This is a genomic window from Kaistella sp., from assembly GCF_049588135.1.
Classification (GTDB): Bacteria; Bacteroidota; Bacteroidia; order Flavobacteriales; family Weeksellaceae; genus Kaistella.
This window is the reverse complement of the sequence record NZ_JBAVFG010000216.1, coordinates 1-13,544: the sequence shown is the minus strand read 5'-3', so window position 1 is coordinate 13,544 and position 13,544 is coordinate 1. Positions and strand designations below refer to the sequence as shown.

Annotated in this window: 13 protein-coding genes; 7 read left to right on the top strand and 6 right to left on the bottom strand. The window is 33.7% G+C overall.

The genetic code is table 11. The features are described 5' to 3' along the window. Positions 1-7: 7 nt before the first annotated feature. Both WBY99_RS11850 and WBY99_RS11845 read right to left on the bottom strand, forming a co-directional pair. Positions 8-871, bottom strand: a complete 864-nt coding sequence (locus WBY99_RS11850) for a hypothetical protein (RefSeq protein ID WP_423976545.1) — start codon at positions 869-871, stop codon at positions 8-10. A gap of 111 nt (positions 872-982) precedes the next feature. Further along, positions 983-1,345 (bottom strand): hypothetical protein, encoded by a 363-nt coding sequence (locus tag WBY99_RS11845; RefSeq protein WP_423976544.1) that lies wholly within the window; start codon positions 1,343-1,345, stop codon positions 983-985. 132 nt (positions 1,346-1,477) lie between these two features. Here WBY99_RS11845 and WBY99_RS11840 point away from each other — a divergent pair, with 132 nt between their 5' ends. From WBY99_RS11840 to WBY99_RS11810, 7 genes are all read left to right on the top strand, one after another. Then, complete coding sequence (locus WBY99_RS11840) at positions 1,478-3,004, top strand: helicase HerA-like domain-containing protein (protein ID WP_423976543.1); 1,527 nt, start codon at positions 1,478-1,480, stop codon at positions 3,002-3,004. A gap of 15 nt (positions 3,005-3,019) precedes the next feature. After that, positions 3,020-4,246 (top strand): 3'-5' exonuclease, encoded by a 1,227-nt coding sequence (locus tag WBY99_RS11835; RefSeq protein WP_423976542.1) that lies wholly within the window; start codon positions 3,020-3,022, stop codon positions 4,244-4,246. Between the two features lie 210 nt (positions 4,247-4,456). After that, the gene (lysA, locus tag WBY99_RS11830; RefSeq protein ID WP_423976541.1) at positions 4,457-5,656 is read left to right on the top strand and encodes a diaminopimelate decarboxylase; all 1,200 of its coding nucleotides are present in this window, start codon (positions 4,457-4,459) and stop codon (positions 5,654-5,656) included. 372 nt (positions 5,657-6,028) lie between these two features. Further along, a complete protein-coding gene (locus tag WBY99_RS11825) occupies positions 6,029-7,240 on the top strand; it encodes a helix-turn-helix transcriptional regulator (RefSeq protein ID WP_423976540.1) in 1,212 nt (403 codons plus the stop codon). A gap of 199 nt (positions 7,241-7,439) precedes the next feature. Beyond that, entirely contained in the window at positions 7,440-7,931 is a 492-nt protein-coding gene (locus tag WBY99_RS11820; RefSeq protein WP_423976539.1) for a hypothetical protein, read from the top strand. 72 nt (positions 7,932-8,003) lie between these two features. Beyond that, positions 8,004-8,399, top strand: coding sequence for a hypothetical protein (locus tag WBY99_RS11815; protein WP_423976538.1), 396 nt, complete (start codon positions 8,004-8,006; stop codon positions 8,397-8,399). A gap of 66 nt (positions 8,400-8,465) precedes the next feature. Then, entirely contained in the window at positions 8,466-9,194 is a 729-nt protein-coding gene (locus tag WBY99_RS11810) for an energy transducer TonB (protein ID WP_423976537.1), read from the top strand. Positions 9,195-9,208: 14 nt separating this feature from the next. Here the strand turns inward: WBY99_RS11810 and WBY99_RS11805 are convergent, their stop codons facing one another. From WBY99_RS11805 to WBY99_RS11790, 4 genes are all read right to left on the bottom strand, one after another. After that, a complete protein-coding gene (locus tag WBY99_RS11805) occupies positions 9,209-9,814 on the bottom strand; it encodes a Uma2 family endonuclease (protein WP_423976536.1) in 606 nt (201 codons plus the stop codon). Between the two features lie 197 nt (positions 9,815-10,011). Then, positions 10,012-12,048 (bottom strand): ferrous iron transport protein B, encoded by a 2,037-nt coding sequence (gene feoB / locus WBY99_RS11800; protein ID WP_423976535.1) that lies wholly within the window; start codon positions 12,046-12,048, stop codon positions 10,012-10,014. A 51-nt stretch (positions 12,049-12,099) separates the two neighbouring features. Beyond that, positions 12,100-12,354, bottom strand: a complete 255-nt coding sequence (locus WBY99_RS11795; protein WP_423976534.1) for a FeoA family protein — start codon at positions 12,352-12,354, stop codon at positions 12,100-12,102. 140 nt (positions 12,355-12,494) lie between these two features. After that, complete coding sequence (locus WBY99_RS11790) at positions 12,495-13,391, bottom strand: GLPGLI family protein (protein WP_423976533.1); 897 nt, start codon at positions 13,389-13,391, stop codon at positions 12,495-12,497. Positions 13,392-13,544 lie beyond the last annotated feature (153 nt).

The window sequence follows — 13,544 nt, the reverse complement described above, 5'->3', positions numbered from 1 at the left end:
TGAATATTTAGAAATCGATTTCGAAAAAAATGGTACTTGCCAGATTGGTTTCGGTAACTTCTTGTCCCGCTAAAATGGTTCCATCTGCTTTTGCTAATTGTAAATTGATTTTCCAATAACCCGTCATGGTTAAAGAAAGTTTGCCGTTATACAATTTTCCTGCGGCAGATTGTGTTGCATTCACATTATTGGGCGAGCTGTGATTTCCCATTCCCGGCATTCTTGGATCTACTTTCACGGTATAACCATCTACCACTGGGAAAGTCATCATGTCTTGCATTTTCCAAACTCCAAGAACCATATCATTAATCGCTACTTTTGGCGATTTCGGTTCGATATAAGCCACCACATATTTTACATTATCAGATCCTATAAAAGAGCTGACTGTTTGTTTAGCAGAAACAGGAACATCAATTACCGTTGTTGCGGTGTAATCATTGGTGCCAATTGTATAATCAATTTTCAAATCCCAATATTCTGAAGCATTTCCCGGCATTTGGAAAACGATATATCCGGAATATAAAGATCCGTCAGATGTTACTTTTTGCACTGCAGAATTCGGGCAAGAATGCGTCATCATGGTCATGTGCATTAATGGAGTCCATTTAACAGTTGCGCTTTTTTCGTACTGATTGGTCGATTTATTTTTAATACGAAGTTTGATATCGTTATACCCTAAATTGGTTGCACCAGATTTAGAATACAATTCGATAATATGAGTATCATTGGTGATTTCTTTAATTTTTAATAATCCTTCAATTTCCGAATTAGGATTTGTGGGATCGATTGGATCATCATCAGAAGTTCTACAAGAGATCACGAGGAATGCCATTGCCAATAAGGCAAATATAGTTTTGAATGAAAATTTCATTTTATTTGTTTTTAAGTGAGAATTTGATTGAATGTTTTTTCCCTTTTAAAAGAGACGGTCAAACCGCTTCAATTTCATTGGAAAAAGAAGAAGTTAATAGAAAATATCAAATTACACTTGCGGAGGATGTGGCAGAATACTGAGTAAAATCTCAGGAATGAAAAATTCTTGGTAGATAAAATCCACAGATTTAGAATGAGCGAAATTTTGTTTTTCAATACAATAATCAACCGATGCTGAAGGTAAAATATTAAACTCAAAAGAGTATTTCACCAAATTAAAAGGATTCGTGGATTTCTCACTTTCCTGTTTCATTTGGCATTTCCCGTGACAATCCATTTCTGGTTTTGTTTTATTGATACAATGAATTTCATAAAAAGCCTGATTAATCTTATAATCAATCATAAAAAGCGAGTTCTGAAAACTTGCTCCAAAAATGATCACTGATAATAGGATTGTAATTATAGGTTTCATGACAAGTCAAAATTACGACTTTTTAATCTTAATTAAAAATGACTTTCATCACCTAAATTTTCGAATATTTCGATTAAACCGTTTCCTACTCTTCATTATTTTTTATCTTTAACCTTTCTAATCATATTAAAGATGACAGATAAAGCAAAATTCATTCAGGAACTTTCTACAAGATACGCCCCGAAAGGCGAATTTATCACTTTAGGAAAAGCAATGCTCGACGGCGAAGTAGTGACCGAAGTTGATGTAACCATTCCTTTGAAAACAATCAACCGCCACGGATTAATCGCCGGAGCAACCGGAACTGGGAAAACCAAAACAGTTCAGGTTTTTGCCGAACAACTTTCCCATGCGGGAATCCCGTCTTTGGTTTTAGATATCAAAGGAGACTTTTCCGGTATCGCAGAACCTGGAACTGAAAACGCCATTATTGCCGAAAGATATTCGAAAACGAAATTACCTTATCTGCCACGGGCTTTTCCGGTAGAGCTCCTATCGATTTCTGGCGAAAAAGGGGTAAAACTTCGTGCTACCGTTACGGAATTTGGGCCTTTGCTTTTAAGTAAAATCTTAAATTTGAATGATACACAAAGCAGCATCATGTCTATTGTTTTTAAATATTCGGACGATAAGGGCTTGCCTTTAATTGACCTCGAAGACTTGAAAAAACTACTGCAATACCTCACTGATAACGACCAGGGAAAAGCAGATTTAAAAGGCAGTTACGGCTCTATCTCACCAGCTTCTTTGGGTGCTATTTTACGTTCAATCGTTGCTTTAGAGCAGCAGGGTGCAACCGAGTTTTTTGGCGAACCGAGTTTTGACGTACATGATTTATTACAAACCCGAGACGGAAAAGGAGTTGTAAATATTTTAAGAGTTCAAAACATCCAAAGTCAGCCCCAGCTTTTCTCCACCTTTATGCTTTCTCTTTTTGCGGAAATTTACATGACGCTCCCTGAAGAAGGCGATACGGGAAAACCAAAATTTGTCCTTTTTATCGATGAAGCGCATCTTATTTTTAATGAGGCGAGCAAAACGTTATTAGCCCAAATTGAAACCATGGTAAAACTCATCCGTTCGAAAGGAGTTGGAATTTACTTTATCACTCAAATTCCGGGCGATGTACCTGAAAATGTACTGTCACAATTAGGTTTAAAAATACAGCATGCACTTCGTGGATTTACCGCAAAAGACAAAAAAGAAATTTCTAAAGCATTAGAGAATTACCCTACTACAGAATATTACAACGCCAAAGAATTAATACAAAATCTTGGGATTGGCGAGGCATTTATTACCGCTCTCGACGAAAAAGGAATCCCAACACCTTTGGTTCAAACTTTTTTGATTTCTCCGGAATCCAGAATGGATGTTTTAAGTGAAGGTGAGGTTCTTGATCTAACGAGCCGTTCCGCTTTGGTTGCGAAATATGAACAAACCGTCAACAAAGATTCGGCTTATGAAATGTTGACCAGCAGAATGGAACAAGCGGTACAAAATTCCGCACCAACAATGAAAACAAGAACCGCAAAAGAAGAACCAAGCATCCTTGAAAGTGTTATGAAATCTAGTGCAGGAAGAACATTTACCACAACTTTAGCCAGAGAAGGCGCAAAATTTGTTTTGGGAATGTTCGGTTTAGGAGCAAGAAAAAGATAATTTAATCAGAAGAATTTGTACTCAGTAATTGATATAGAAAGTAACGGTGCACCTTTCCGTAAAGAAAGCATCATCGAAATCGCCGTATATAAATATGACGGTCATCGGATTATAGACCAATTTATTTCTTTGGTTAATCCGGAAAGTGACATCACGCCTTTTGTTCAGAAGTTGACCAGAATATCGCCAAAAATGGTGAGAACTGCACCGAAATTTCATGAAATTGCAAAAAGAATGGTAGAAATCACGGAACACACCACTTTGGTTGGTCACAATATCGAATTCGATTACAGAATGCTTCGGCAGGAATTCAAGCGTTTAGGTTATGACTTCAAAATCAATACGATAGACACGATTCCTTTAGCCAAAAAATTAATTCCCGAAGCCGAAAGTTATAATTTGGGTAAATTGGTAAAATCATTGGGGATTCCTTTGGTTGATCAACACCGTGCATCTGGGGATGCGAAGGCGACTTTGGAATTGTTTAAATTATTAATGATCAAAGACAAAGATTCGGAAATCATTCAACAACATCATGACGAGGTAAATGCGAAAACTTATCTGAATAAAATTCGCAATTTAACTCAAGATCTACCCGCAGAAAAAGGGATTCTCTATTTTCAGAATCAAAGCGGGAAAATCATCTACTCTGATTTTGTTGACGACCTCAATAAATTTTCTAAAAATATTTTTCATTCCAAATCAAAACGCTGGATAACGATTCAGGAAGAGGTTGAGCAAATTCAATATGAATTAACTGGAAATGATATTCTGGCAAAATTAATGATGAGGACCAAAGGTTTAACAAAGAAAGAAACTTTACCATTCGGTCTGTATCATCAAAACGAAAAATATTTTGTCGATAAAATTAACAATCAAAAAATTGATAAACCGTTATTGAAATTCAAATCTTTTACGCAAGGAATAAAAGCAGTAAGCTTCATTAATAGCAGAAAGGAATTAAAAGAAATTCAAAATCTCAAAGAATTAATAACCATCAATAAAATCAATCAACTTTGGCTTTCTACAGGTAGAATTCTTGGCGAAAAATCATTCTTACAATTTGAGAAAGGAAAATTAATTGCTTACGGCTTTTATGAATTATACACCCAAATTGAATCTTTAAAGAAATTATCGAGTTTAAAAATCGACATCGATTTCCCGACTTTAGATTTAGAAAATGAATTAAAAATGGGACTTTTGCGTGGAGATTTTGAAATAATTGCAAGTCCTTTAAAATAAATAGCGCAGAATTAAATTAAAAATTTTAATTTTGACGAGAATTTAATGAAACAAAATAATGATTGTTCAAATATCTATAAAAAAGGGTACTTCTAAGGGGAAAAAGTTTTTCTCTAAAGCAAATTCCGTGGATTAAGAGCAGGTATTTTAATAATATTGTGAAGCAGGCTCTTTTCGGGGTCTGCTTTTTTAATGTAAAAAATAAATGATATGACAGATAAAAATTTAATGAAAATCGCCGAGGAATTCGGAACACCAACCTATGTTTATGACGCTGAAAGCATCAAAAATCATTACGAAAAGCTTACCTCATCTTTTCATAAAAGCACCCGCTTTTTCTATGCTGCAAAGGCTTTGACCAATATCAATATCTTAAAATACATTAAAAACTTAGGAGCCGGTTTAGATTGCGTTTCGATTAATGAGGTGAAATTAGGTTTGAAAGCAGGATTCACGCACAACAATATTCTCTTTACTCCGAATTGTGTCGATTTATTTGAAATCGAAGAAGCGATGAAGCTGAAGGTTCATATCAATATCGATAACATTTCAATTCTAGAGCAGTTTGGAACTAAATTCGGAAATAGTTATCCGATTTTTGTGAGAATCAATCCGCACATTTATGCGGGTGGAAATCACAAAATCTCAACTGGTCACATCGATTCGAAATTTGGAATATCGATTCATCAACTCCGTCATATTACGAGAGTAATGAAATCAACAAACCTTTTAATAGAAGGACTTCACATGCATACCGGAAGTGAAATTAAAGATCCTGAAGTATTTATTCAGGGACTCGAAATCATGTTTGAATTGGCAGAACATTTCCCAGACTTAAAATACATCGATATGGGAAGTGGCTTCAAAGTTCCTTACCAAGAAGGCGACATCGAAACCGATGTGAAAACTTTGGGTAAAAAAGTAGAAAAAGCCTTGGCAGAATACCATAAAGAAAGTGGAATAAAATTCGAATTGTGGTTTGAACCGGGGAAATATTTGGTGAGTACGAGTGGACATTTCTTGGTGAAATCAAATGTTATCAAACAAACAACAGCAACTGTTTTCGTTGGAATTAATTCTGGTTTCAATCATTTAATTCGACCGATGTTTTACGATTCTCATCACATCATCGACAATCTTTCGAATCCAAAAGGAGCGGAAAGAATTTATACCGTTGTCGGGAACATTTGTGAAACCGATACTTTTGCTTGGGACAGAAAATTAAATGAAGTTCGCGAAAATGACATTTTAGTTTTCAGAAATGCTGGTGCTTATGGTTTTGAAATGAGTTCTAATTTTAATTCACGGCTGAAGCCTGCGGAAGTTCTATTTCTTGATGGCAAAGCACACCTCATCAGAAAAAGAGAAGAATTCGATGATTTACTGAAAAACCAAATCGAAGTTTTGTAAAAACAGAACAACTAAAGCTGACTTTAAACCCTCTTATTTTCAGCAATTTAACTTTAAAAAATAAAAATCCGATAATCGATATCGGATTTTTTTTGCTCGTTCATCACTTAATAAATCATTGGCGAAAATATAATGATTGATGTTTTTAAATGTTAAATCAAAAATTACACGATTGATCCTATTTCATAAAAATACTTAAATTATTCACATTAATATAGGCTAACAAGGCATCATATTACTCAAGAATTAATTAAGTATTCACTACTTTTGCAAGAGTGGTCTTGAGATAGTTGCCCAACTACCCTAAAGGTAGTGAGTTCAATCACCTCAATATCATCACCAAGTACTTATTTATATTTTGAAATCAGCCCTATGAATAAAGCTCTATCTTTTCTTTTAATTCTTTTTTTGGCTCAGATAACTCAAGCGCAAAGGATAAATCCGAAAAAACTCAATGATGAAATCACGCAATTAAATAATGAAAAAAAATACAATACTTCCATTATTAAACTAGAGAACATCATCAATGGCAAAGAATATACTTCTTATGATAAATACAATGCTTACCTTCAAAAATCCTTTACGTACAAAAGACTATATAATTACTCTGAAGCCTTAGATAATCTGAATCAGGCTTTGGCAATTGGCATTAAAAGTCCTAAAGCTACAGAAGTAGAAAGTCGGATTCTGGTCGAAAAACTTTTCATCACCTTCGATCTGCAAAAACACACCGAGGTCGATCAATATCTTGCTCAGATTAAGCCCGAAAACATAAAACTGATTGACGAGAAAACCCAATCTTTTTTCATTTCGTTACTGGCTGTTTTGGATATGCGAAAAAATGATTACAAAAATGCCGATCTAAAACTTGATCAAGCAATTCAACTTTTAGAAAAAGTAAGTCCAATGGATTTACCCAATATTTACCAAAAGAAAATTACACTTTATCACTTTCTCAGTCAGCCAAAACTTGCCTTAGAATCCTATGAAAAAGGAATGTACTATGCAGAAAAGTATAAAATGGATCTCTATAAAATCTCCATGTTGGAAAGCCTTACCAAATATTATGTAGACTCTGAAGATTATAAAAATGCACTACTCACTCAGAACAAAGTAAATAACGCAAGAACTCAATATAATCATGTAAACCAAACTGGTAAACTCAATATTTTAGAAAAAGAGCTTTTACAAAAAAGAAAAAATATTGAAATCGATTATGAAAAAAAAATCAGCTATGTCTTGATATTTTTATCTATGATTCTAATTGCTTTCGTTTTCGTTTTGGTGAAATTTCACTTGGCCAACAAACAAAAAAACATCCTTATGCAACGGGAAAATAGCCGTATGCGGATGGATCTAGAAAGCCTCACCAAAGAGTTTGATGAGAAAGGAAATGAAAAACTATACCTCCAAGATTATCACCTGACCCAAAGACAAATTGATATCATCAATCTCATTAAAGAAGGCAAGACCAATAAAGAAATTGGAACCATTTTATTTATTTCAGAAAACACTGTGAAATATCATTTGAAAGTAATTTATAATATTTTAGGAATAGAAAACCGATGGGGTTTAAAAAAATAATTTTTCAGAAACTATTTCTCGGTTCCTTGCTATATCTTTTGTTCCACGATATTTCACAAAAGAATGTGGCTTCAAAACAAGGAACAAGTTTCGACGATTCAAATAGAAATATAGCGTCAATCGGGGGTTAAAAAATCACATCAATTTCTTTTGTTTTTATTTTACAAATGAATTATCTTTCAGCATTAAATTTTATAACATGAAAAAGATATTTTTTCTATTAATTTTTGCTTCTGTTTTTTCTTCTGCACAAGAAATAGAAGATTTACAAGAAGGTTATTTTTTCTCTGAAAGCAGTAAGAATTTCTTCAGAGTTGACATTAAAAAACCTTACGATTACTACAAAGTAACTTCTTGTGACGAAAACTCACAATTTGTAAGAGCCCAATTCGAAGGTGGCGATGCCGCCTTTAACAGAGAATTATTTAGATATATTTCGGCTTATGTGGATAAAGAAATTTATGTTGTTAATGGCACATTCTTTCTTCATATCAACATCGACAAAGATGGAAAAGTTACCAATCTTGATGTTACTCCGAAAGTTGAAAACAGCGAAGGTTTTCTCCGCGACTTAAAATTTGCTGTTAAAAAAATCAAAAAAAACTGGACTCCTTCAAAATGCAATAATGTTCCTGTTGACTCCAAAATTAGGATTAAGCTCAATTTCGTCACAGAGAGTGTTGATGTTTAAATAGAAACTGGCTATTCTTTTATGTATAACAGTATTCGTAAAGCTTTTCTATTTTTATTAAAAACTCATAAAATGAAGAAACTTCTATTTATTATATTTTATTTCACAGCAACCCTACATAATGCTCAAGAGCAATCTCCTAAAGATTGGGATAAAAATGCTCATTATAAATTGGGTGAAAAAAAGTTGCAAAAAGATTTCAACCGTGCGCTAAGCTTCGCCGTAGATCAGAATTACGCAATAAATGGCACCATGACTTTTGCGATTTACATTAATGATACTGGTTTGGCAAAAATAATTGATATACAACCTAAAGTAAAAAATTACGAATTATTACTGGACGATCTAAACTATGTCCTTAGAAAAAAACACAAAAATTGGGAGCCTGCACAAAAAAATAACAAACCTGTAAATTCTGTTTTCTATTATCAAATTAATTTCAATACAGAAGTGTATGATCATGATTAACTATCTTAATTTAATCACAAAACTAATTTACATTCAAATTATCGAGACTAAAATAACGCTTCTTTCATGAGAAAATACCTTTTATTATTTTGTTTTATATCGACGTTTTGCAATGCACAAATCTTAGATCAGTTTCCGAAAGATCAGGATTTTTATGAAGGAGGAATTACAAAATTTTACCGAGATTTTCATCAAATAATTCTTGATAAAAATATAAAACCTTGCGAAAACAAAAAAGAGCTCTATTCGGTAAAACTACTTTTAACAAAAGATGCACAAATAAAATTTGTTAAAGATTTTGATTCTTTCAATATTTCCAAAAATAAATGCGCTTATGATCTATCATTAACCGTTCTGAAGTCTTTAAAAACCAATTGGAAACCTGCTGTTGTGAAAAATCAATACTTCGATTCTGTGGTTGAGTTTTTTATTTTCCCGAATGATTTATTTGAGAATTATAAAGAAAGTTACCATCCAAATCAGTTTTATATTCCCGCAACTTATATCGGTGGAAAAAAGAAATTTGACAAAGATTTTCATGATAATTTCATGAGTTTATTTACCGATTATCACATCAATGGAAAATTTTTTCTCGATTTTTATATCGATGTCGATGGAGAAATCGTAAACCCAAGTTTGCAACCAGATATCAGAAATCCGACATTTACACATGAAGTTTTCCGTACTTTAAAGAGGTTAAATAAAAAATGGAATCCCGCGGTTTTTAATGGAGTTTCCGTGAAATCTAAAATTTCAGTTCCTATTGGTTTTTCAGTGGATTTTTATGAAAGATAGCGTTCCCATAAAAACTAAAGATTCCCAAAAATTTCATCGGTAGAAAAGCTCAACTCAGGAAAGGTTCTCGAAGTAATAATTTCTCCTTCTGTAGCGGGCTTTAATCCTATATAAATCCCGCTTTGCAAAACAAAAACTTGAATGTTTTTATCGGTAGGATACACAATCCAATATTCCGAAACACTGGCTTCTTCGTAAATGCTGTATTTCAAATCCTGCTCTTTTTTGGTGTTTCCGGATGATAAAATCTCGACAATCAAATAGGGAGCGCCCAGACAACCTTTGTCATCTAATTTATCTAAATCGCAAACAACACACAAATCTGGCTGTACAACGGTGAGAATTTTACCATCTTTATCTGGAATCCGAACGTCAAAAGGCGCAAAGTAAACTTTACACTGACCTTTGAAAAAAAACTGGTCGAATTTTCTATTAATATTACGTAAAACATCCTGATGAATTTTTGCAGGAACAGGACTCATTTTAAAAATTTTCCCTTTGAAAAGTTCAATTCTTTCCTTGAACTTCCATAGAAGATAATCTGTATAAGTGTAGATTTTGTGAGGATCTAATTGATTAATGTTTGTAATTTCCATCTCTCCATCTCTCCATCTCTCCATTTTTCACAAATTTAAAGAAAAGATTTCAACTTTTTTGATGATCTACGAACACCCACAATCCGAATCGCAACCTGGCTTTCCTTTCTTTTTGAATTTCTTTGAACTGAAGTTTTTAGCAACAATTTTAAACAAAGAATAACCAGCAAACAAAACGATTACAGCGATAATAAAATATTGAAAAATAAGTGAAGAATCCATTATTTTAAAATTTGATAAACAATTAACGAAGCAATATAAGCCAATCCCGACATGCCAAAAAGTTGTGCCATCGTCCATTTCCAGGATTTGGTTTCCTTATATACAACGGCTAAAGTAGATACACATTGCATGGCAAAAGCGTAAAAGAATAAGATTGAAATTCCCGTCGCAAAACTATAAATTTTCTCGCCGTTTGGTTTTACATCTGACCGCATTTTATCGATAATTTTTCCTTCTGGCGCCTCATCATCAAGACTGTAAAGTGTTGACATTGTACCAACAAACACTTCTCGCGCTACAAAACTGGTTAAAATACCGACGCCCATTTTCCAATCATAACCGAGTGGTGCAATTACAGGTTCGATAGATTTTCCTATTTTAGCAAGATAGGATTGTTCTAATTTTACGTCAGTCGCAAAAAGTTCCTGTTTGTTTTGCTTCGGGCCGATATAAGAGAAAAACCAAATCACGATGCTAAAAAAGAAAATAATCTTTCCGGCACCTGTAACAAATTCCCAAACTTTACCGAGAACGATTTTAAAATCATAACCGAAAAGTGGCATTTTATAAGAAGGCAAATCCATTACTAAAAAAGATTTTCCTTTATTTTTAATGATTTTTTTAAGAATTAATGAGGCCATTAATGAAGTGAAAAATCCGAGAAAATACATCGCCATCAGCGCTAAGGCTTTATAAGAAATTCCACCGAAATATTTATCAGGAATAATTAAACCAATGATAATACTGTACACCGGAAGTCGCGCAGAACACGTCATAAAAGGCGTTACGAGAATCGTAATCAATCTTTCTTTTACGTTTTCGATATTTCGGGTGGACATAATTGCCGGGATTGCACAAGCCGTTCCGGAAACCAATGGAACAATGCTTTTTCCATTGAGTCCAAATGGTCGTAAAAACCGATCCATCAAGAAAATAACTCTTGCCATATAACCCGAATCTTCCAATAAATAAAGGAAATATAGAAGAATTCCGATTTGCGGTGCGAAAACCATAATTCCGCCAATTCCCGGAATAATTCCGTTTGAAATTAACGAATTGATCGGTCCTTCCGGAAGATGAGCATTCGCAAAAGTCGAAAGCCAAAGGAAGAAATCGGAAATCCAATTCATCGGATATTCTGCCAAAAAGAAAACGCTTTGGAAAATAAATAATAAAATAAGGGCGAAAATTAAATATCCCCAGATTTTATGAACCAAAATCTTATCTAATTTTTCGGTCAGCAATTCTTTAAACTGTGGCTTTTTCGATAAAACTTTAGCAATAATTTTATCGATTTGTTGGTAACGCCGAATCGTTTCTTGCGTTTGCAATCTTTTGGGAACGAGGCATTTAACCTCATCGTCATTCAACTGATCGTTCACGGTTTCTAACTTTCCGAGATACGTGTCGGAAGAAAGAAGCGTCCAGATTTTATATTGATTTTTTTCTTTGGATTCCGATAATATTTTGAAAACCAATCCTTTCTGTTCCAACGGAATTTCAAACGAAACAGTTTCAGATTTGGTGAAATTATTATTAAAAATTTCTTCGCGAAGTTCTTCGATTCCTTGGTTTTGTTTGGCGTTGGTTTGCAAAACAGTAACGCCCAGTTCTTTGGAAAGCTCATCAATATTGATGTTGATTCCGCGTCTTTCAGCTTGATCGATTTGATTGACAATTAATAAAACAGGAATTCCCAAATCTTGAATTTGCTGAAAAAGAAGCAAACCTCTTTTAATGCTCAAAGCTTCTAAAATATAGATCACTCCGGCATAATTCTGCTGTTCTTCAATTAAAAATTTCGAGAAAATAGCTTCATCTTCGGAAGTCGGATAAACGCTATAAGAACCCGGCAAATCGATAACTTCAACATTTTCGTTTTTAAAATCGTAACTCCCGGAATGGCTTGCAACGGTAACTCCAGCGTAATTTCCGGTTTTTTGTTTTTTGTTACAAAGCAGATTAAAAACCGTAGATTTCCCTACGTTGGGGTTTCCGACTAAAAGAATTTGCTTGTTGTGTGAAGTTTTTTGCATTTTTTCCTCACCTCAAATCTTTCTCAAGTCGAGACAGATTTTTCGGAATATTTAAGTTAAATGTTCTACAATAATAAATCGCGCTTCTTCTTCGCGAAGAGCGATTCTGCTTTTTTCGTCGCCAAATTCAATATAAAGCGGTCCTTTGAAAGGCGCTTGATAAAGGATTTTGAAAACAGTTTCTGGCAAAAGTCCCATCTCGATAATTTTGTTGGGCATTTTGAGATCTTCGTTTTCGTAGCCCAAAATTTTCCCGGTTTTTTCTTTCGGGAAGCAGCATAATTTATTAGAAATATCTCTTTTCAATACTAAAATTTGAAGTGCAAATATAAGTTATTTAAATTAAATCTAAATAAGAAAGTCTTGAAACTGATTGATGTCATAAAAAAACCTGAAACCGCATGGCTCCAGGAATTTTTACAATATAATTTAATAAGGACGAATGTTTATTTTTTTGTTTTCACTTGAGGCTGGGCGATTTCAATCGGGTTATTGTTGGCTCCGAAGAAATCTTTCAGCATTTTTTCTTGTTGCTTCAACATATCACCAATCGTAGTTTCGCTTCCCGGCATTTTTTGCGAAAGCATTTCGGGTTTCAGCAAAGGTCTTGTGGATGCAAGTGGATCTTTTTTGAATTCGGTGAAGGTTTTATCGAATTTTTCGCGGCTCACTTCCTGAACTTTTCCGCCGTTTCCGCCGGGAGAAATTGTTTCAAGATAAGTGGTTTCATTAAAGTTTTCTACTTTTTTATTTCCTTTCAGTTCCCAAGAATAGTTTTTATCGGCATCTTCAATTTTCACAATTAAACCAGGAAGTCCGTGAAATTTGTAAGGTCCATCCTGAAGCGCAATATCGGATGTAAACCAAGCCGTCCAGCTTCTTCCGCCGAAATCTGTGGTTGCTTTTTGCGTGTTATAACTTCCTATTTTTTCTTTTTCGTTAAGAATTTTCCAATTGAATTTGCTGTCGTCGTTGTAGCCAATATTCATTGGGGTAAAACCGCTGGAAATTCTTTGAACGTACTGAACTTTCATATCCGGATAAAATTTATACACTTTTTCCGAAAATTTCGGCATGGTTACCATTTTCGAAAAATCTTTGAAAACACCGGATTTCTGCATTTGTTCAAATTGAACTTTCATGATAGAATCTTGTGCGGTTGAAGTATAATCTCGGTAAATCGATTTGTCTTTGGTAATGTCCAAAATCGTCATCACTTTATCTAATTTTGCTGAATCTTTCTTTGGTTTAAAAGTGAGTTCATAAAAGAATCTGTTGGCAGTTTCCTGTGCATTTAAGGCAAAAAATGCGGTAAGCAAAAACAGGGAAAATAATTTTTTCATTTCTATAATTTTAATCATTAGTAATATTTTAATCATTAGTAATAAAATTGAAATATTTGTTACAAAAATTTAAGAATAATTTATCATTTTTTGTGACAAGCTATTTGTGATTTCGCTATAACTTTATTCTCTCAAAAATAATTAATTATGAAC